The sequence below is a fragment of the Microlunatus sp. Gsoil 973 genome, from assembly GCF_009707365.1.
In the GTDB taxonomy this organism is placed as follows: domain Bacteria; phylum Actinomycetota; class Actinomycetes; order Propionibacteriales; family Propionibacteriaceae; genus Microlunatus.
In genome coordinates this window covers 771,798-792,468 of sequence record NZ_CP046122.1, presented here as the reverse complement: position 1 = coordinate 792,468, position 20,671 = coordinate 771,798, and the positions used below count along the sequence as shown (strand labels likewise).

The 20,671-nt window shown below is 68.1% G+C and carries 16 protein-coding genes; 3 read left to right on the top strand and 13 right to left on the bottom strand.

Features of this window, described 5'->3' with window-relative positions; all coding sequences use genetic code 11:
* Positions 1-7: 7 nt before the first annotated feature.
* From truB to GJV80_RS03655, 4 genes are all read right to left on the bottom strand, one after another.
* Complete coding sequence (gene truB / locus GJV80_RS03670) at positions 8-919, bottom strand: tRNA pseudouridine(55) synthase TruB (RefSeq protein ID WP_154686731.1); 912 nt, start codon at positions 917-919, stop codon at positions 8-10.
* On the bottom strand, positions 903-1,343 hold the full coding sequence (gene rbfA / locus GJV80_RS03665; protein WP_154690012.1) for a 30S ribosome-binding factor RbfA: 441 nt from the start codon (positions 1,341-1,343) through the stop codon (positions 903-905). The genes truB and rbfA overlap by 17 nt, the downstream gene beginning before the upstream one ends.
* 113 nt (positions 1,344-1,456) lie before the next feature.
* Positions 1,457-4,528 carry a translation initiation factor IF-2 gene (infB, locus tag GJV80_RS03660; RefSeq protein ID WP_154686730.1) on the bottom strand — a complete coding sequence of 1,024 codons (3,072 nt, stop codon included), beginning with the start codon at positions 4,526-4,528 and terminating at the stop codon, positions 1,457-1,459.
* A gap of 248 nt (positions 4,529-4,776) precedes the next feature.
* Positions 4,777-5,043: a YlxR family protein gene (locus tag GJV80_RS03655; protein ID WP_154686729.1), complete on the bottom strand. Its 267-nt coding sequence runs from the start codon at positions 5,041-5,043 to the stop codon at positions 4,777-4,779.
* 124 nt (positions 5,044-5,167) lie between these two features.
* On the opposite strand from GJV80_RS03655, the gene gdhA reads away from it, so the two are divergent.
* Positions 5,168-6,517 carry an NADP-specific glutamate dehydrogenase gene (gene gdhA, locus GJV80_RS03650; RefSeq protein WP_154686728.1) on the top strand — a complete coding sequence of 450 codons (1,350 nt, stop codon included), beginning with the start codon at positions 5,168-5,170 and terminating at the stop codon, positions 6,515-6,517.
* A gap of 20 nt (positions 6,518-6,537) precedes the next feature.
* On the opposite strand, the gene GJV80_RS03645 is transcribed toward gdhA, so the two are convergent.
* Positions 6,538-7,134, bottom strand: coding sequence for a MarR family winged helix-turn-helix transcriptional regulator (locus tag GJV80_RS03645; RefSeq protein ID WP_154686727.1), 597 nt, complete (start codon positions 7,132-7,134; stop codon positions 6,538-6,540).
* A gap of 80 nt (positions 7,135-7,214) precedes the next feature.
* Between GJV80_RS03645 and GJV80_RS03640 the strand changes: the two genes are divergently transcribed.
* A complete protein-coding gene (locus GJV80_RS03640; protein ID WP_230208099.1) occupies positions 7,215-9,458 on the top strand; it encodes an efflux RND transporter permease subunit in 2,244 nt (747 codons plus the stop codon).
* 21 nt (positions 9,459-9,479) lie between these two features.
* On the opposite strand, the gene nusA is transcribed toward GJV80_RS03640, so the two are convergent.
* Both nusA and rimP read right to left on the bottom strand, forming a co-directional pair.
* Positions 9,480-10,457 carry a transcription termination factor NusA gene (gene nusA / locus GJV80_RS03635; RefSeq protein WP_154686726.1) on the bottom strand — a complete coding sequence of 326 codons (978 nt, stop codon included), beginning with the start codon at positions 10,455-10,457 and terminating at the stop codon, positions 9,480-9,482.
* 1 nt (position 10,458) lies between these two features.
* Positions 10,459-10,950 carry a ribosome maturation factor RimP gene (gene rimP / locus GJV80_RS03630; protein ID WP_154686725.1) on the bottom strand — a complete coding sequence of 164 codons (492 nt, stop codon included), beginning with the start codon at positions 10,948-10,950 and terminating at the stop codon, positions 10,459-10,461.
* 245 nt (positions 10,951-11,195) lie between these two features.
* On the opposite strand from rimP, the gene GJV80_RS03625 reads away from it, so the two are divergent.
* Complete coding sequence (locus GJV80_RS03625; RefSeq protein WP_195909141.1) at positions 11,196-12,278, top strand: DUF4439 domain-containing protein; 1,083 nt, start codon at positions 11,196-11,198, stop codon at positions 12,276-12,278.
* Positions 12,279-12,283: 5 nt separating this feature from the next.
* Here the strand turns inward: GJV80_RS03625 and GJV80_RS03620 are convergent, their stop codons facing one another.
* The 6 genes from GJV80_RS03620 to dxr all read right to left on the bottom strand — a co-directional run bounded on the left by GJV80_RS03620 (position 12,284) and on the right by dxr (position 19,989).
* On the bottom strand, positions 12,284-14,026 hold the full coding sequence (locus GJV80_RS03620) for a proline--tRNA ligase (RefSeq protein ID WP_230208493.1): 1,743 nt from the start codon (positions 14,024-14,026) through the stop codon (positions 12,284-12,286).
* A gap of 93 nt (positions 14,027-14,119) precedes the next feature.
* Positions 14,120-15,133 carry a hypothetical protein gene (locus tag GJV80_RS03615; RefSeq protein WP_154686722.1) on the bottom strand — a complete coding sequence of 338 codons (1,014 nt, stop codon included), beginning with the start codon at positions 15,131-15,133 and terminating at the stop codon, positions 14,120-14,122.
* A 92-nt stretch (positions 15,134-15,225) separates the two neighbouring features.
* Complete coding sequence (locus GJV80_RS03610; RefSeq protein ID WP_154686721.1) at positions 15,226-16,080, bottom strand: GNAT family N-acetyltransferase; 855 nt, start codon at positions 16,078-16,080, stop codon at positions 15,226-15,228.
* A 58-nt stretch (positions 16,081-16,138) separates the two neighbouring features.
* A complete protein-coding gene (ispG, locus tag GJV80_RS03605; protein ID WP_154686720.1) occupies positions 16,139-17,299 on the bottom strand; it encodes a flavodoxin-dependent (E)-4-hydroxy-3-methylbut-2-enyl-diphosphate synthase in 1,161 nt (386 codons plus the stop codon).
* A gap of 36 nt (positions 17,300-17,335) precedes the next feature.
* Positions 17,336-18,649, bottom strand: a complete 1,314-nt coding sequence (locus tag GJV80_RS03600) for an RIP metalloprotease (RefSeq protein ID WP_154686719.1) — start codon at positions 18,647-18,649, stop codon at positions 17,336-17,338.
* A 92-nt stretch (positions 18,650-18,741) separates the two neighbouring features.
* Positions 18,742-19,989, bottom strand: coding sequence for a 1-deoxy-D-xylulose-5-phosphate reductoisomerase (gene dxr / locus GJV80_RS03595; protein ID WP_154686718.1), 1,248 nt, complete (start codon positions 19,987-19,989; stop codon positions 18,742-18,744).
* Positions 19,990-20,671: the final 682 nt, after the last annotated feature.

Sequence of the window (20,671 nt, the reverse complement as noted above, 5' to 3'; positions counted from 1 at the left end):
AAGTTAATCACGGCACGAAGACCGCCTCGGGCACCGCGTCGCCGTCCGCCGGGCGGTAGAGCGCCAGGAATCTGCCGTCGGGGGCGAAGAGTGCGGTCAAGCCGGTCAACCGCAGGTCGGGCAACCGCCGCCCGTTGCGGACCCAGGCCGCGCTCGCGTCGTCCAGGTCGACCGCGGGGAACTCCTGCCGGGCAAGGTCGTCGATGCCGGTCACCTCGAGGTCGTCCTCGAGCTGCTCCAGGGTGCGGGCGTGCGCGACGTCGAAGTTGCCCGAACGGACGCGCCGCAGGCTGGTCAGGTGACCGCCGGTGCCCAGGGCCGTACCGAGATCCCGGGCCAACGCCCGGACGTAGGTGCCCGACGAACAGGTCACCTCGACCTCGAGATCGACAACGGGCAGGTCGCCGGATTCGGTCGGCACCCGGTGATCGGATCGCGCCAGAACCTCGAAGCGGCTGACGGTCACCTGACGAGCAGCCAGTTGGACCTGCTGGCCGGACCTGACCTTGGCGTAGGACCGTACCCCGTCGACCTTGATCGCCGACACCGCCGACGGGACCTGGTCGATCTCGCCGGTCAGTGCAGCGACCTGCTGCCTCAGGGCGTTCGGGTCCAGATCGGCGGCTCCGACGGAGTGGACGGTGGCACCCTCGGCATCGTCGGTCACCGTCGAGATGCCCAACCGGACGGTCGCGCGGTACTGCTTCTCGTCGAGGGCGAGGTGGCCGAGCAGCCGGGTGGCCCGCTCGATGCCGATCACCAGCACACCGGTTGCCATCGGGTCCAGGGTTCCGGCATGGCCGACCTTGCGGGTACCGGCCAACTGTCGGACCCGGCCGACGACCTGGTGCGAGGTGAGCCCCGCGGGTTTGTCGACGACGACGACTCCGGAGACCGCCGGGTCAGGCCTCCGCGTCATCGTCGTCGTCACGCTTGTACGGGTCCGCCTCGCCGGCGTAGCTGGCACCCTCGCGGCGCTTGGCCACCTCGTCGTCACTTGCCCGGGCGGCCGCCAGCAGTTCCTCGATCTGCCGCGCCGATTCCGGCACCGCATCGGGGACGAAGGCAAGGGTCGGCGCATAGCGCAGCCCGAGCCGCTTGCCCACCGTCGAGCGGAGCAGACCGGTCGCCGATTCCAAGGCGGCGGCCGTCGCGGCCCAGTCGGCGTCCTCACCGAAGACGGTGTAGAAGACGGTGGCCTCCCGGGTGTCCCCGGTCAGCCGGACGTCGGTGATCGTGACGAACCCCAGTCGAGGATCCTTGATCCGGCGTTCCAACATCTCGGCAACGATCGTCTTGATCTGATCGGCCAACTTCAACACACGTGGCGACGCCATCACCATCTCCTCGCTCCACTGCCGCACCGCTTGCGGCATCCCGCACCGGGTGTACCCGGTGCGGGATGCAGCAGCCGGTGCGGCAAATCACACCGTCAGCAAACCGTCGATCGGACGGGTCAGTCGCGCGGCTTCTCGCGCATCTCGTACGTCTCGACAACGTCCCCGATCTTCAGGTCGGAGAAGTTGGCCAACGTCAGACCACACTCGAAGCCTTCGCGCACCTCGGTGACATCGTCCTTCTCGCGCCGCAACGAGTTGATCGTCGTGTCCGTGACCACCACACCGTCGCGGACCAGCCGCGCCTTGGCGTTGCGCCGCATGATGCCGCCGGTGACCATACAACCGGCGATGACGCCGGCCCGGGAGGACCGGAAGATCTCCCGGACCTCGGCCGTACCCAGCTGTGCCTCTTCGTAGATCGGCTTCAGCATGCCCTTCAGAGCAGCCTCGATCTCGTCGATCGCGGCGTAGATCACCGAGTAGTAGCGGATGTCGACGCCCTCGCGGTCGGCCAGTTCGGTGGCCTTCCCCTGGGCTCGGACGTTGTAACCGATGATCACTGCGTCGGAGGCGGCGGCCAGGCTGACGTTGGTCTCGGTGATCGCACCGACACCGCGGTCGATGACCCGCAGCGAGACCTCCTCGCCGACGTCGATCTTGGTGAGCGCATCTTCCAACGCCTCGACCGAACCGGAGCTGTCGCCCTTGAGGATGAGCAGCAGTTCCTGGGTCTCGCCCTTCTCCAACTGCTCGAACAGCTGGTCCAGCGTCCGACGCCGGGCACCGGCGGCCTGTGCGGCCATCCGTGCTCGGGCGGCCCGCTTGTCGGCGATCTGCCGTGCGGTCCGGTCGTCGTCGACGACGATGAAGCTGTCGCCGGCACCCGGTACGGCGGTCAAGCCGAGCACCTGGACCGGCATCGACGGTGGGGCTTCGTCGACGTTCTCGCCGCTGTCGTTGAGCAGCGCCCGGACACGGCCGTGGGCCGGACCGGCGACGATCGAGTCACCGACGTGCAGCGTGCCGCGCTGGACCAGGACCGTTGCCACCGGACCGCGACCCTTGTCCAGGTGCGCCTCGATGGCGACCCCCTGGGCGTCCATCTCCGGATTGGCCCGCAGGTCGAGTGCGGCATCGGCGGTCAACACGATCGCCTCGAGCAGATCGTCAAGACCCTGCCCGGTGATCGCGGAGACGTCGACGAAGATCGTCTCACCGCCGTACTCCTCGGGAACCAGGCCGTACTCGGTCAGCTGACCGCGCACCTTGGTCGGATCGGCGCCTTCCTTGTCGATCTTGTTGACCGCGACCACGACCGGCAGATCGGCCGCGGTGGCGTGGTTCAACGCCTCGATGGTCTGCGGCATCACTCCGTCATCGGCCGCAACCACCAGGACGGCGATGTCGGTCGACTTCGCGCCCCGGGCACGCATGGCGGTGAACGCCTCGTGACCCGGAGTGTCGATGAAGGTGATCTTGCGTTCCTGATCTTCGACCTCGGTCGCGACCTGGTAGGCGCCGATGCTCTGGGTGATGCCACCCGCCTCACCGGCGACCACATTGGTCTTGCGCAATGTGTCCAGCAGTCGGGTCTTGCCATGGTCGACGTGACCCATCACCGTGACGACCGGCGGGCGCGGTGCCAGATCCTCGTCGCCACCCTCGTTCTCGCCGAACTCGATGTCGAAGCTCTCCAGCAACGCCCGGTCCTCGTCCTCGGGCGAGACGACCTGGATGTCGTAGTTGAGCTCCGAACCGAGCACCTGCAGGGTGTCGTCAGAGACCGACTGCGTCGCGGTGACCATCTCACCGAGATGGAACAACGCCTGCACCAGTGCTGCCGGATCGGCGTTGATCTTCTCCGCCAGATCGGTCAGCGAGGCGCCACGGGCGAGTCGGATGACCTGCCCGTCGCCCTTCGGGACCCGGGCACCGCCGAGCGACGGCGCCTCCATCTCGTTGAACTCTTGACGACGCTGCTTCTTGGACTTGCGACCACGGCGTGACGGACCGCCCGGGCGGCCGAAGGCACCCTGGGTGCCGCCACGACCCCCACGGCCACCGCGCCCGGCGGGCGGGCCACCCGGACCGCCGCCCGGACCACGACCGCCACCGGGACCGCCGCGGCCACGGGTGCCACCACCCGGACCGCCACGGCCACGGGTACCGGCAGCACCGAGCTGACTGTTGCTCTGCCGCGGCATCATCGCCGGATTCGGGCGCGGCATACCCGGGGCGCCACCGGAGGAACGCTGACCGCCCGGGCCACCCTGGCCACCACCGCGGCCGGCCGGCGGACGCGGGATGCCGGGACGCGGCGCGCCCTCCGGCCGTCCCGGACGTGACGTGCCCATCCCCTGGGACGAGGAGAACGGATTGTTGCCCGGACGCGGACCGGTCGTCCGCGGACGCGGACCACCGCTCGGCAGACCGCCGGTCGCACCGGGACGAGGTCCGGGACGTGGGCCGCCAGGACGTGGGCCGCCGTCGCGGGAATCGCGACGCGGGGCGCTCGGACGAGAGTCCTGATGGCGGGCCTCGCCGGACCGCGACTCACCCTGACGGGAGTCACCCTGACGCGACTCACCCTGACGCGACTCACCCTGCCGGGATTGGGGTTCACCCGGACGCGGTGCACCCGGACGCGGGCCGGGGCGTGGGCCAGGGGTCGGGCGCCGCGGCGGAGCCGACGGCGTGCCGGGCGCACCGGCGGACGGCGTGCGCGGTGCCGGCGCTGCGATGTCTGAGTCGGGGACCTCGGCCGACGGAGCGGTCCGCTCCGGTGCTTCGGCCGCCGACGGGCGGCCACCGTTCTCCTCGGCGGCCGGAGCGGGCCGTGGAGCCGAAGGCTTCGGCGATTCGACCCTTGCTGCCGGTGCTGCCGGAGCCTCGGTCGTCGCCTCGGGCCGGCCTGCACCGTTGGCCGAGGTGCTCGCCGAGCCGTTGGTCGACTCGGCCGCCTCGGCCGACTTCGCGGCAGGTGCGGGCGCAGCCTTCTTGGCGGTCTTGCGACCGCCCTTCCTGATGGGTTCGTTCGCCAGCCTCTCCTTGAGGCGGCGTTCCACGGGTGCTTCGACCGTCGACGATGCCGACCGGACGAACTCGCCCATGTCCTTCAACGTGTTCAGGACGTCCTTGCTGGTGACTCCGAGCTCCTTCGCGAGCTCGTAGACTCGGACCTTTGCCACTACTCTCCCTCATGCGGTCCAAGTCGGTCACCATGCCCCGGACGTGGGGTGGTGTCTTGGACCAGTTAGTTGTTGTGCGTGCTCATTGAGCAGTACTCATCGAGTGGTCATGAGCGTTAGCCCACCTTCTGGTTCCAGACCTGGCCGCGGTCACGGCCAGGGCGTACGCCTACTCGCCCCTTCAACGTCGTTGACGTTGGGACGAGCGGATTCAAATGAGAACTCTATGCCAACCCGCCGCGATTCGCCTAAGCGGCCCCGCCGTCGCCGACGGCTGCATCCAGACGGCCGAGCAGCGCTTCGCGATCGACATCGGTGACCCGCAGTGCCCGGGTCAATGCCCGCCGCCGCAGCGCCGGTTCCCAGCACTCCGGCCTGCGGTGCAGATAGCCACCACGGCCAGGTGCCGTCCGCCGTACGTCGACCACGATTGCGTCGTCACGCCGGACGAGTCGAATCAGGTCAGCCTTGTTCTCCCGGCCACGGCACCCAAGACAGGTACGGACCGGCTCCACGAATCCAGATTACCCAGTTGCCGCAACCAGGTTCTCCTCGACCCGCCGACCGCCGAATTCGGGGCGGCAGCCGCGCCCGATACATTCGAACGCGTCGGAAGCCACCATCAATCAGGAGCTCCAGTTGTCCGTGCTTGACGAAAAGCTCATCCCCGTCTACGAAGAGGTTCTTCGTCGCAATCCCGGCGAACAGGAGTTCCACCAGGCGGTTCACGAGGTCCTGGACAGTCTGGGCCCGGTTGTTGGCAAACATCCTGAGTACGCCGACGCGGAGGTGATCCGGCGGATCTGCGAACCGGAGCGGCAGATCATCTTCAGGGTGCCGTGGGTCGACGACCAGGGGCGGGTGCAGATCAACCGCGGTTTTCGGGTGGAGTTCAACTCCTCGCTCGGGCCGTACAAGGGCGGGCTGCGGTTCCACCCCAGCGTCTATCTCGGGATCGTGAAGTTCCTGGGCTTCGAGCAGATCTTCAAGAACGCCCTCACCGGGATGCCGATCGGCGGCGGGAAGGGCGGAAGTGATTTCGATCCGAAGGGTCATTCCGACCGCGAGGTGATGCGCTTCTGCCAGTCATTCATGACCGAGCTGTACCGGCACATCGGCGAGTACACCGACGTGCCGGCCGGTGACATCGGCGTGGGTGGCCGGGAGATCGGCTATCTCTTCGGCCAGTACAAGCGGATCACCAACCGGTACGAGTCCGGCGTGCTGACCGGCAAGGGCTTCACCTGGGGCGGCTCCCAGGTGCGCACCGAGGCGACCGGCTACGGCACGGTGTTCTTCGTCCGGGAGATCCTGGCGACCCGTGGCGAGGATTTCGCAGACCGTTCGGTCGTCGTGTCCGGCTCCGGCAACGTCGCCATCTATGCGATCCAGAAGGTCCAGCAGTTCGGCGGGCGGGTCATCGCCTGCTCCGACTCCGGCGGCTACGTGGTCGACGAGAACGGCATCGACCTGGAACTGCTGCGCGAGGTCAAGGAGGTGCGGCGCGGCCGGTTGACCGAGTACGCCGACCTCCGCGGGGACAAGGCCCGGCACATCAACGACGGCTCGATCTGGTCGGTGCCGTGCGACATCGCGCTACCCTGCGCCACCCAGAACGAGCTGAACGGCCGGGATGCCGACACGCTGATCAAGAACGGCTGCTCCGTGGTGGCCGAGGGTGCCAACATGCCGTGTACCCCGGAGGCGGTCAAGGCGTTCTCCGCGGCCAAGGTCGCGTTCGCCCCGGGCAAGGCCGCGAACGCCGGCGGGGTCGCCACCAGCGCACTGGAGATGCAGCAGAACGCGTCCCGGGACTCCTGGAGCTTCGAGCACACGCAGGAGCGGTTGGCCGACATCATGCGCAACATCCACGACCGCTGCCTGACCACCGCCGAGGAGTACGGCGTACCCGGCAACTACGCCGCCGGCGCCAACATCTCCGGCTTCACCCAGGTCGCCGACGCGATGCTCGCCCTTGGCGTGATCTGAGTCCTGCAGCCGGCCGGGAATCAACGCGCTGCGGGCGGCCGGTCGATACCCGCCTCGAGGGCGTCGGCGGTCGCCACCAGGAAGCGACGGACGATCTCCCGTTCCGACGGTGTCAGGGCCGCGGCGGGGGCGAACCTGCGGGCCTGTTGCCGGCCGACCGTCTCGATCGCCCGGCGCCTGCTGTCCGGCGCCAGGACGATCGCGACGGCCCGCCGGTCCGCGGGGTGCGGTCGCCGATGGATGTGCCCGTCCCGCTCCAGCCGGTTCAGCATCTTGGTCGTCGACGCGGTGGTGATTCCCAGATGTCTGGCCAGATCCCCGGCCGTCACGATCCGGCCGGTGTTCTCGGCGACGATCAGGAACTGGACCGCTCGTAGATCGGTCTGGTTCATCGCCATGCTCGACTGCGCGGCATTCGACAGCGCCTGCTCCAGGTACCGCAGCCGGGCCATCGCCGCCATGATCCCGTCCACCTGCTCGATGTCCGCGGCCGACAACTCGCCCGCGTCGACCAGTTCACCGTGCGGGTCGCTGGCGGCCAGGTCGTACACCGAGCGGGTCCCCGATTCCGGTTCGCCGTCCGCCGCCAACGGCGCATCCTCGACAGGTTTCGGCATGTCACCTCCGTGGATTCGCCGTCGATGCGGGTATATCACCAACTATCATGATTGCTAGCCAAGCTAGGTAAAGGACTCCCGTGTCGCCTGCCTCAATCCCGCCCGCCGAGCAACCCGACTCCCCGACCGGCGTCGACGTCGGCGTTCCGGGCCCGGGGACCCCGGACCAACAGGATGACCGTGGTCGTGGCCGCTCCCGTGTGGGTCGCGTGCTCCGGGTCGTCGTGCCTTCGCTGCTGGCCCTGGCCTGGGTCGCCGTCGCGGGGATCGGCGGGCCGTACTTCGGTCGGGTCGATGAGGTGTCGTCCAACGACAACACCAGTTTCCTGCCTGCCAGCGCCGATGCGACCCGGGTGCAGCAGCGGCTGACCGATTTCACCGGCGATGACGTCATTCCGGCGGTGATCGTCTTCGCTGCCGACGACAAGCTGACGGCCGGCCAGCTCACCGAGCTGGGCGAGGCCGTGAAGCGGGCCGAGAAGGTCGACGGCGTGGCCGACGGCGCCTCGCCGGTGATCAGATCCGAGGACGGTCGTGCCGCGGAGGCCTTCGTGCCGGTCGACTCCGATGCCGACGTCGGCGAGGTGGTCGCGGCGATCCGTACGGCCGTGACCGACAAGACCCCGGAAGGCGTCACCGCCCATGTCACCGGACCGGCCGGTTTCACTGCCGATCTCAAGGAGGCGTTCAGCGGCATCGACGGGCTCCTGCTCGGCGTCGCCCTGGCTGCGGTACTGGTCATCCTGGTGATCGTCTACCGGTCACTGCTGTTGCCGATCCTCGTGTTGATCACCAGCACCTTCGCGCTCTGCGTCGCCCTGCTGGTGGTCTGGTTGCTGGCCAAGGCCGACGTGCTCGTGCTGACCGGCCAGACCCAGGGCATCCTGTTCATCCTGGTGATCGGCGCCGCCACCGACTACGCACTGCTCTACACCGCACGCTTCCGCGAAGAACTGGCTTCCCGACAGGACAAGTTGGCGGCCACCCGGGCGTCCCTGCGCAGCACGGTCGAGCCGATCCTCGCCTCCGGCGGCACCGTGATCGCCGGTCTGCTCTGCCTGCTGCTGAGCGATCTCAACTCCAACAAGTCACTGGGACCGGTCGCCGCGATCGGCATCGCCTTCGCACTGCTGGCCGCACTGACTCTGCTGCCCAGTCTGTTGTTGATCTTCGGTCGGGCCGCCTACTGGCCGCGGATGTCGCGCCGGTCCCGGCCGCAGACCGACCCGGGAATTTCGGGACTGTACGCGCGGATCGGGGATCGGATCTCCCGGCGCCCCAGGCTGACCTGGATCGTGGTCACCCTGGCCCTGCTGGCCGGCACTGTCGGCGTCACCCAGCTGCGGGCCGACGGCGTACCTCAGAGCGATCTGGTCACGACGACCTCCGATGCCCGGGACGGCCAGCGGGTGCTTGCCGACCACTTCCCCGGCGGGTCCGGGACGCCCGCCTATGTGATCACCGCGGAGGACGACCTGCAGAGGACCGCCGACGTACTGCTGGCGGACCGCGGCATCGACAGTGTCGCCGTCACTGCGAAGGATTCCGCTGCCGGGACGCTTCCCGTCACGTCCGACGGCATCCAGCAGGCCGGTCCGCCGGGCGGCAAACCGGCGGAACCGACGGTGTCCGGCGGAGACGTGCTCCTGCAGGCAACGCTCACCGATCCTGCGGACAGCGTGGACGCCGAGGAGACGATCAGCAGACTCCGCGACCGACTGGCCGGCGTTGCCATGATCGGCGGTGAGACAGCGACGGCGGTGGACACCAACGCCGCGTCGATCCACGACCGCAATCTGATCATCCCTGTGGTACTTGCCGTGATCATGCTCATCCTGATGATCTTGCTCCGAGCCGTGCTGGCACCGCTGTTGTTGATCATCGCGACCGTATTGTCGCTCGGCACGGCGATGGGGGTGTCGGCGTTGATGTTCAACCAGGTGCTGGATCTGCCCGGTGCCGATCCGGCCGTACCGTTGTACGGGTTCGTCTTCCTGGTGGCATTGGGCGTGGACTACAACATCTTCCTGATGACCCGGGTCCGCGAGGAAGCGCTCGCCCACGGAACCCGGGCCGGGATCCGGCGTGGGCTGGCGATCACCGGCGGGGTGATCACCTCGGCCGGACTGGTGCTCGCCGCAACCTTCGCCGCCCTGGCGGTGATCCCGATCCTGTTCCTGCTGCAACTGGCGATCATCGTCGCCTTCGGTGTGTTGCTGGACACCTTCATCGTCCGGACCCTGCTCGTGCCGGCGGTGACGCTGGACATCGGCCGGCGGATCTGGTGGCCGTCGAAGCTCGGCCGCGCACCCGAACCTCGGTAGCGGGGCGACGCCGCGCCGAGGTCAGGACTCGGCCGGCGCGGTGTCGGAACGGATGTCGATCCGCCAGCCGGTGAGCCGGGCGGCCAGTCGGGCGTTCTGCCCCTCGCGGCCGATGGCCAGCGACAGCTGGTAGTCCGGGACAACAACGCGGGCGGCCCGGGCACGTTCGTCGACCACGGTGACCGAGCTCACCTTGGCCGGCGAGAGCGCCTGGCCGACGAAGGTGGCCGGGTCGTCGGAGTAGTCGATGATGTCGATCTTCTCTTCGTTGAGTTCGTGCATCACCGCACGCACCCGCTGTCCCATCGGACCGATGCAGGCACCCTTGGCACTGACGTTGGAATCATTGCTCCAGACCGCGATCTTGCTGCGGTGTCCCGCCTCGCGGGCCACGGCCTTGATCTCCACGGTGCCGTCGGCGATCTCCGGAACCTCGAGCCGGAAGAGGCGCTCGACCAGCGCCGGATGGGTCCGGGAGACCACGACCTGCGGGCCGCGGCTCTCCTTGCGCACCGAGACCACGTACACCTTGATCCGTGAACCGTGCCGGTAGGTCTCGCCCGGGACCTGCTCGGCCGCCGGCATGATCGCCTCGATCTTGCCCAGGTCCACCAGCACGGTCCGCGGATCGTGCCCCTGTTGGATGACACCGGAGACGATGTCGCCCTCGACGCCGGAGAACTGGCCGTACTTCTGTTCGTCCTCGGCATCCCGCAACCGCTGGAAGATCACCTGTCGGGCCGTCGACGCCGCCACCCGGCCGAAGCCCTCGGGCGTGTTGTCGTACTCGCCGATCCTGTTGCCTTCCTCGTCCAGCTCGGGAGCGAGCACCCGGACGTGTCCGGTCTTGCGGTTCAGCTCCACCCGCGAACCCGGCACGGCATGCGGCGTCTTGTCGTACGCCGACATCAACGCTTCCTCGATGGCGTTGACCAACAGGTCGAAGGGAACATCCTTCTCACGTTCCATCAGACGCAGTACGGAGATGTCGATGTCCATGTCAGTTCTCCCTTCCGGCCGGGTCGGTCCGCCGTGGACGATTGAGTTCGACCTGGATCAGCGCCTTGCTGATCTGTGAGTACGCGACCTCCCGCGGCCCGCCCGCGACCTCGAGTGTCACCGTGTCGTCGTCGGAACCGGCGATCCTGCCGGTGACCGCCGCTCCGTCGGCCAGCGTCACCGCGACGAGTCGGCCGGTGTTGCGTCGCCAGTGCCTGGGCAGGGTCAGCGGTCGCGTCACGCCGCGCGACGTGACTTCCAGGGTGTACGGACCGGCGCCGGTCGCATCCGACGCGTCGAGCGCACCGGAGACCGCCGTGGTCGCCTCGGCGATGTCGTCGAGCGACGGACCGCTGCCGTCGGGCCCGTCACCATCCACCACGACGCGAACCACGCTGCGCTTGCCGGCGGGCTTGATCTCCACGGCATCCAGATCGAGCGCGAACTGCTTCAGCACCGGCTCGACAACCTCGACGATCCGGTCCCGGTTCATCGCAGGGCACCACCCGTCGGGGTCCCGCCCGGCGCGGCCTCGACCACCTGCAGATGCATCACGATGTCGTCCTTCGATCCGGTTGTGCCGTGCAGTTGTGCAGGCCATCATCGCACAGTGAGATAGTGTCGTGCCGCACCAATGTGGCGCCTGCACGTCGGGCAGGGTCGGGCCGCAGCACGCCCGTTCTCGCGGATGGTCGGCTGCACGGACCAGGAGGAACCGCGATCGAACGGCCGGGGTCTGTGGGTCGACGGAAATTCCTGTCATTCGGCGTCTCCCTCGGTGTCGGGGCTGTCGGTGTCGGGTTCGGGGCTGTCGGGCTGGCCGGATGTACGGGCGATCGGTTGCCCGGGCCGGACCGTCCCGACCCTTCCGCGGCAATACCGCCGACACCGACCCCCACACAACTGCCCGGCACCGTCGAGAGCGCGACGCGGGAGACCGATCTCGCGATCTTCGCGGCCACGGCCCTACGCCGGTTCCGCGGAGAGCTGACCATCGCACAACGTCATCTGCTGGTCTGCCTGCGGGACGCCCACCGGGGCCACGCAGCCGTACTCGGACGTGTCGATCCGCTCGCACCCGACGGTTCGACGACCACACCGAACCCGACCACTCCGGCAACTCCGGCCGGCACGCCGACCCCGACGACCGATGCGTCCGCCGGCCGACCATCGGTCGGTCACAGCCCGAAAGCCGCCCTGGCCGAACTCCGCACGCTGGAGTCGCGAGCCACCAAGGCCTACGCCGCGCTGGCCGAGTCTGCCGCCGGTCCGGAAGATCAACAGGCCGGGCTGGTGCTGCTCTGGGGCTCTTTGGCTGCGGCATCGGCCGGCTACCTGACCGCCTGTCGTCACGGCACCGATCCGGGACCGGGGGTGATCGGTGATCATCGCCTGAACGTGATCATCCCCGATCAGCAGACGGCGGTGGCGAACCTGCTGCGCCAGTGCTACGCGATCATCTTCGGCTACCAGAGCGCCATCGCACAGCTGTCCGGAGATCGCGTCGATACTGCGTCGACCAGGCTGGCCGGCTATCGCGATCTCCGTGATCGACTGGCGGCACAGCTCGATGATCAGCAGGCCAGGGTGCCAGCCGCTGCTGCGGCGTACCGCCTGGCGGTCCAGCCGACCAGCGCCGGCAGGGCCGCCCGGCTGATCGCGATCATGGAGACCCGGATGTTGCCCTTCCTGGGACAGTGGCTGGCCACTGTCGACAAGGCCGACCGGTCGGCGACGCTTGCCACCATGATCAGGACTGCCGACCACACGGTGGAGTGGTCGCCGAAGATCACCGTGTGGCCGGGCTACCCGACCCGCTGACCCGCTCAGCCGCGGACGACCGCCAGGATCCGATCGACGGCGTCGTCGACCGGCACGTTCTCCCGTTCGCCGGTCTTGCGGTCCCTGACCTCGACCACGCCGTCGGCCAAACCGCGGCCGATCACGACGATCGTCGGCATCCCGATCAGTTCGGCGTCGGCGAACTTCACGCCCGGGCTCGCCTTGCGGTCGTCCAGCAGTACCGAAACGCCCAGGTCGTCCAGCCGGGCGGCCAGGTCGTTGGCGGCGGTCACCGCGTCGTCGCCCTTGCCCGCGATCACCAACTGCAGGTCGAACGGCGCCAGCTCACGCGGCCAGCACAGACCCTTGTCGTCACTGGTGTTCTCGGCCACCGCGGCGACCGCACGGGAGACGCCGATGCCGTACGAACCCATCGTCACGGTGACCAGCCTGCCGTTCTGGTCCAGCACCTTCAGGCCGAGTGCTTCGGCGTACTTGCGGCCGAGCTGGAAGATGTGGCCCATCTCCATTCCCTTGGCCAGGGTGAGCGGCCCGGAGCCGTCGGGTGCCGGGTCGCCCTCGCGGACCTCGGCCGCCTCGATGGTGCCGTCCGGGGTGAAGTCCCGGCCCGCGACCAGGTCGAAGACGTGCCGACCAGGCTCGTTCGCGCCGGTCACCCAACGGGTCCCGGCGACCACCCGCGGATCGACCAGGTACTTGATCCTGGTCGACGAGTCGAGGCCGAGCGCCTGCGGTCCTATGTACCCCTTGACCAGTCCGGGGTGTTGCCGGAAGTCCTCGTCGGTGAACGGTTCGGCCTCGGCCGGTTCCAGCTGAGCGCCGAGCCGCTTCATGTCGACCTCGCGGTCTCCGGGGACGCCGATCGCCAACGGCTCCTTGCTGCCATCGGGATGGCGAACGGTCAGCATGACGTTCTTCAACGTGTCGCCGGCCTGCCAGGCCCGGTCGGCGCGCGGGACGCGTGCATTCGCCAGCGCGACCAGGGTCTCGATGGTCGGAGTGTCCGGAGTGTCCTCGACGTGGGCGGCCGGTGCGTCGGCGAACGGGATCGCCGGGGGCACCGGTGTGGTGACCGCCTCAACATTGGCCGCATAGCCGCCCGGCGAGCGGACGAAGGTGTCCTCGCCGTTCTCGCCGATGGCCAGGAACTCCTCGCTGGCCGAGCCGCCCATGGCGCCCGACATGGCGTGCACGATCGCGTACTCGAAACCGAGGCGGTTGAAGATCCGGATGTACGCGTCCCGGTGGGCCTGGTACTGCTTCTCCAGCCCCTCATCGTCGATGTCGAAGGTGTAGGAGTCCTTCATGATGAACTCCCGGCCGCGCAGCAGACCGGCCCGGGGCCGCGCCTCGTCCCGGTACTTGGTCTGGATCTGGTAGAGCGCCAGCGGCAGATCCTTGTAGGAGGAACACATCTCCTTGACCAGGAGGGTGAAGATCTCCTCGTGCGTCGGCCCGAGCAGATAGTCGTTGCCGCGGCGATCCTTCAGCCGGAAGATGTTCGGCCCGTACTCCTCCCAGCGCCCGGTCGCGTCGTACGGCTCGCGCGGCAGCAGTGCGGGGAGTGAGATCTCCTGGCTGATCGGATCCATCTCCTCGCGGACGATCCGCTCGACGTTCCGCAGCACCTTGTAACCCAGCGGCAACCACGAGTAGACCCCTGGAGCGGTCCGGCGGATGTAGCCGGCCCGGACCAGCCACCGATGGCTGGGCACCTCCGCGTCGGCCGGGTCCTCCCGGAGGGTCCGGACGAACAGCTCCGTCATGCGGGTGATCACGTGTTGCTTCCCTTCACACCTACCGTCATGGCCCATCAGCCGGCCACGGGCAGTCGACGCGCCGATTGCCGGTCACAGACTCTATCCCGCCGAGCTGCTCCGGCGCCGCTTGTATCTGCTGCGCAGATCCTTGGGGTCGGCGGGTTCCAGCAGCAGGCGATCGCGCGCCGGGTCGTGTTCCACGATCCGCACCGGCAACGAGTCACCCGGCAGCACGTAATCACTGACCTCAACGAAGGTGTCCAGGCCCAGCGCCTGCTTGATCTCCGAGGCGCCGAGCAGTCCGCGGAACTGGTCGACCAGCACCAAAGCGTAGTTGCGGCCGGTGGTCAGCACCCGACCGAGATAGGTCCTCCCGGCCAGCAGCGGCGGCCGATGGTTCCCGCTGTCGGGATCGATCACCGGATACTCGTTGTGCACCGCCATCTGGGTGAGGATGGACTCGCTGGCCTCGGCCAGGGTGAGCGCGAGTTGGTCGACCTGGTCCATCAGGTCGGCCATGTGCCGCGACAGGTCGAGGAACAGGCCGGGCAGGGCCGCATCGCCGGACTTGTAGGAGTTCTCGTGGGTCAGCTCGCCCCACGCGTCCTGCATCATGGTCCGGATCTGCACCTCACAGGGCACCTGGACCGGACCGTCCGGCTCATCGACGGTGATCTTCAGCAGATAGTGCAGCGAGCGGTAACCGGACGCCTTCGGGTTGCGGATGTAGTCCTTCGGGTCGCCGACCTGCTCCAACTTCGGGCCGTACGCGGCGGTCACCGCCTTGGCGGCAAGATCAACGTCACGCAGCGTCTTGCAGATGATCCGCAGCCCGATGATGTCGAAGATCGAGTTCTGTACTTCCTCGATGCATTGCGGCATTGCGATCTCGCGGTTGCGGACCCGGCGCTGGATCTTCTCCGCGATCCGGGCCTTGTTCTTCACCCGGGTGGACGAGACCTTGACCCGGTCCGGGTCGTTGACCGCACATTCGGTGTCGATCGACTCCTGCAACAGGGCCCTCAACTCGGCCTCGGCGAGCTCCCATCGCTGCATCAGCCGGTCGACAGCCTCGTCGACCAGTTCCTGCAGGTCTTCGTCGATTGCGGGCACGTTCGGAGTCTAGGTCCGGAATCTCCCCGCCGTCGCCTATCCCACACTGCGAGTCCCGACGCGTCGGACGGCGCGGCCGGCAGCGGCCGGGGCTAGTAGAGGACCGTGGCGAACTCACCGGTCTGGCGGAAGCCGACCCTGGCATAGGTCGCCCGCGCCGGGGTGTTGAAGTCGTTGACGTAGAGCGACACGACCGGTGCGATCCGGCGGGCGTAATGGACAACGGCAGCCATCATCGCCGGCGCCAGGCCGCGTCCCCGCAGGGTCGGATCGAGCCAGACGCCCTGGACCTGGGTGACGCCGGCAGACACCGAGCCGAGGTCGGCCTTGAAGATCACCCGATCGCCCTCGACCACGCCGAACGCTCGGCCGGAGGTGATCAACTGGCGCACGTAGTAGCGGTATCCTGCTGGGTTGCCCTGCAGCGGCGACACCCCGACCTCTTCGGTGTACATCCGTACCGCCGCCCGGTAGTACGCGTCCCAGTGGTCGATGGTCATCGGCTTGACGCCAGGATCGATCGGCACCAGCGGATCGCCGTCCATCGCCAGCACCGGCTGGTGCGCCCGGATCTCCCGGGTCTGCGACCAGACCGATCCCCACAGCGCGCTGAGCTGCTGCCACAGCTCCATGGCCATGGCAGCGGGACCGATGATCGAGGAGCACATCCGGCGCGGACCGGAGTAGCGGGCGAAGGCCGCGACCGCCTCGTGACCGGCGTTCACCGGGACCAGATTGGACCCGGCGTGGCACATGGCACGCAGACGGCCGCCTTCCTCATAGCCCCAGATCGGGCAGCCGAGGTCACGCGCCTCGAGTCCCGAGCTGCGGACCCGGGAGGCGACGAAGACGTTGTCGATCGGGGATGCCGCCAGCAGCCGGACGGCGTCGTCGGTGTCGGCGGACGTCAACACGCGGACACCGGAGCGAACCGCTGTCTGGCTCATCCTCCGCCTCCGATCGTGGACCCGGGACGTGACCCACTAGGAGAGAACTTAGCGCGTCTCAGCCGACACTGACCTGCGGTGTCCCCACAACGCCATCCTGCTCTTCGGGCATCGTTTCGGCGATCCGCATGGCCTCCTCGATCAGGGTCTCGACGATCTGGCTCTCCTTGACCGTCTTGATCACCTCGCCGTGTACGAAGATCTGGCCCTTGCCGTTGCCCGAGGCGACACCGAGATCGGCCTCCCGCGCCTCCCCCGGACCGTTCACCACACAACCCATCACGGCCACGCGCAGCGGTACGGTGAGTCCCTCCAGCCCGGCAGTGACCTCCTCGGCGAGCTTGTAGACGTCGACCTGGGCCCGGCCACAGGACGGGCAGGAGACGATCTCGAGTTTGCGCGGGCGCAGGTTCAGCGACTCGAGGATCTTCGTGCCGACCTTGACCTCCTCGACCGGGTCGGCCGACAGCGAGACCCGGATGGTGTCGCCGATTCCCTTGCTGAGCAGGGCGCCGAAGGCCACGGCCGATTTGATGGTGCCCTGGAACGCTGGTCCGGCCTCGGTGACACCGAGATGGAGCGGGTAGTCGCACCGTTCGGCAAGCAGCTCGTAGGCCTTGATCATGATCACCGGATCGTGGTGCTTCACCGAGATCTTGAAGTCGCGGAAGCCGTGTTCCTCGAAGAGGCCGGCCTCCCACAGCGCCGACTCCACCAGAGCTTCGGGGGTGGCACGGCCGTACTTGGCCAGCAGCCGCTTGTCCAGCGAGCCGGCGTTGACACCGATCCGCAGCGACACCCCAGCCTCGGTCGCCGCCTGGGCGATCTCCTTGACCTGGTCGTCGAAGGCCTTGATGTTGCCCGGGTTGACCCGAACCGCCGCACAACCCGCCTCGATCGCGGCGAACACGTAGCGCGGCTGGAAATGGATGTCGGCGATCACCGGGATCTGCGACTTGTGCGCGATCGCCGGTAGGGCGGCGGCGTCGTCGGCGCTCGGCACGGCGACCCGCACGATGTCACAGCCCGCGGCGGTCAACTCGGCGATCTGCTGCAGGGTGGCGTTGATGTCGGAGGTCAGCGTCGTGGTCATCGACTGGACGCTGATCGGAGCGTCACCGCCGACCTCGACCTTGCCGACCTTGATCTTGCGGGACTTGCGCCGCGGCGCAAGCGCCTCGGGCGGCATTGCGGGCAGTCCCAGGTCGATCGTCGTCATCTCTTCCTATTCTCCCGGTTCCTCCGGTTGGTGCTGCTAGAACGTGATCGGGTCGATCACATCGGCCACGATCAGGATCAGGCCACTGACTCCGATCACAGCACTGACAACATAGGCGACGGGCAGCATCTTCGCCGTGTCGGCGTGGCCCGGATCAGGCCGGCCGAAGAGCCTCGCCAGCCGCCGCCGCACGGCCTCGTACAACGCACCGACGATATGACCGCCGTCCAGCGGCATCAAGGGTACGAAGTTGAACAAAGCCAGAGAAAGGTTCACCGTGCCCAGCAGCAGGAACATCTGCGCTGCCTTGGTCGACACGTCGATGTCGTTGGTGGCGGCGACTTCGCCGGCCAGCCGGCTGGCCCCGACGATGCTGATCGGGCCGTTGACGTCGCGCGGCTTTCCGGTGACCAGGTCGGCCGCGGTGTTGTAGACCCGGACCGGGAACCGGACGATCACATTGGCCAGTTGCTCGGTCATCGTCCACAGCTGGCCGACCACGAACACCGGGCCACCGTGCACCATCTCCTGGCTGGGGCTGAAGCCGAGGAAGCCGGCCCGGACCACCTTGCCCGGGTCGGTGTTGGAGCTCACGCCGCTGATCACGGTGTGCACCGGCTTGAGGTCGACGCTGTGCCCGTCGCGGCGGACGGTGATCCGTGCCTCGTGGTCGAGATTGTCGCGGATCAGGTCGGACAGCTGGTTCCAGTCGCGGACGGCAACGCCGTTGAACACGGTGATCACGTCGCCGGAGCGCAACCCGGCCAGGGCGGCTGGCGTCGGCGGGTCACCGGGACGGCATCGATGCTGGGCCGGGTCGGGGCTGGCCTGCCTTGCTGCCGGAATGATGCACTCGCTGACCTGGGCGACCCGGGCAGTCGGCTGCGGCAGACCGTAGCTGAGGCTGACCAGAAGGATGGTCACAAAGGCCAGGATCAGGTTCATCGTCGGGCCACCGAACATGATGATCAACTTCTGCCAGGTCTTCTTCTGGTAGAAGAGCCGACCGTCGTCCTCGGGCCGGATGTCCTCCCATTCCGCGGCTCGTGCGGAGTCGGCGATCGACTGGAAGATCCCGGTACGTACGGTGCGCAACTTCCCCGATCCGGGATCTGGCGGATACATGCCGACGAAACGGCAGTAACCGCCGAGCGGAACGGCCTTGATGCCGTACTCGGTCTCGCCCCTCCGCGTCGACCACAGGGTGCGGCCGAAACCGACCATGTACTGGGTGGTCTTGACGTCGAACAACTTCCCGGGGACCAGGTGTCCGATCTCGTGCAGGGCCACCGAGACCATGATCATCACGAAGAAGACGATCGCTCCCGCGATGTAGATCAGGATGTGCACGCCCTACTCCCGTTGTCCAACTGTCACCATCCGACCACCACGTCCGACCATCAACCTTCGATCATCACGCTTCGATCATCACGCTTCGATCATCACGCTTCGATCATCAACTGCGCCGCACGCTCCCGCGCCCACCGATCCGCAGCGAGCACGACATCCAGCGTGAGGTCGTCGTCGCTGACCATCCTCGAGGGTACGTTCTCGGCCGAAATCGGCGCCGACATCCGCTCAGGGAGCGCGGAGGTGTGCTCGGCGAGCACTGCGGCCGCCGTGTCGGTGATGGCGTTGAAGCCGATCCGGCCGTCGTGGAACGCGTCGACACATTCCTCATTGGCGGCGTTCACCACGGCCGGGGCGGTGCCACCCAGTTTGCCGGCTCGGCGGATCAGCTCGACAGCGGGGAACGCCTCGTCGTCCAGCGGCTCGAAGGTCCAGGAACTGGCGGTCGACCAGTCCACCGGGCGAGCCGCTCCCACCAGCCGGTCGGGCCAGGTGAGGGCGAGACCGATCGGCAGCTTCATGTCCGGCGGCGAGCACTGCGCGAGCGTCGAGCCGTCGACGAACTGCACCATCGAATGGATCATCGACTGCGGGTGCACCACGACGTCGACCCGGTCCAGATCGATGCCGTAGAGCAGGTGTGCCTCGAGCACCTCCAGACCCTTGTTCACCAGCGTCGCCGAATTGGTGGTGATCACCCGGCCCATGTTCCAGGTGGGATGGGCCAGTGCTTGTTCGGGTGTGGCGTCGGCCATCTGCTCCCTGGTCATGCCGCGGAACGGGCCGCCGCTCGCGGTGACGATCAACCGGTCGACCTCGTCGGCGCGGCCGCCGCGCAGGCATTGGGCGATGGCCGAATGCTCCGAATCGACGGCCACGATCTGTCCGTCCCGTGCCGCTGATGTGACCAGCCTCCCGCCGATGATCAGCGACTCCTTGTTGGCCAGGGCGAGGGTTGTGCCCCGGCCGAGAGTGGCCAGGGTTGCGGTCAGCCCGGCGGCTCCGGTGATGGCGTTCAGCACAATGTCGCAGCCGTAGGCCGCCAGTTCGTCCGAGGCCGTCGGTCCGGCCAGGATCTTGGGCAGTCTCATCTCGCCGCGGTTCCAGCCACGGCGGGAAACCTCCGCATACAGCGCCAGTTGCAGATCCTGCACCGCACTGGCGCGCGCCACCCCGACCACCTCGGGTCGGAAATCCAGCACCTGCCTGGCCAACAGTTTGATGTTGCCGCCGGCGGCCGACAACCCGGTGACCCGGAACAGGTCCGGTCGCTGACCGATGACCTCCAGCGCCTGGGTGCCGATCGAACCGGTGCTGCCAAGGATGACCACGTCTCGCACCGCACCAGTCTCTCAGGTATCAGCTTCCCCGGGGCGCGGGCGGTTCGCACCAGTTGCTCGGCCCCGCACCGGCTGCAGGTGGTGCGGGGCCGAGTTAGTGGTGCGTACGAGGGGCGGCGCTGGGCGTGGGCCGTTCGCACCGCCTGCTCGGTCCCCCACCACGTCCTCAACGGCGCACTGTAGCGTCGCGCCGCACCGGTCGGTGGTCGCCGCCGCACCAGTTGGTCGGCCGCGCACCAATTGGTCGGCCGCGCACCAGTTGGCCGGCCGCGCACCAATTGGCCGGCCGCGTACCAGTTGGTCGGCCGCGCACCAGTTGGTCGGCCGCGCACCAATTGGCCGGCCGCGCACCAATTGGTCCGTCGCGCACCGCCTGCAACGGGTGCGCCGCCGAGCGGCCGGTGCGGCGTCGAGCAACTGGTGCGGGAAGGGTCGGGATGGAGTCGGCGGGAGTGCCCTCCTGTGGCGACCGGGACACGGCGCGAACCTGAACGCGTGCACCGCTCCGTCCCGCACCAGTTGGTCGGCCCCGCACTGCCAACTCGATGGCGCACCACCTGCTCGGCCGCGCACCACCTGCAGCGGGTGCGCCGCCGAGCAAGTGGTGCGCGGACGAGCAAACGGTGCGGGGACGAGCAAACAGTGCGGGAGCGTTCGCGACGGGGCGCAGCGACGGGGCCCG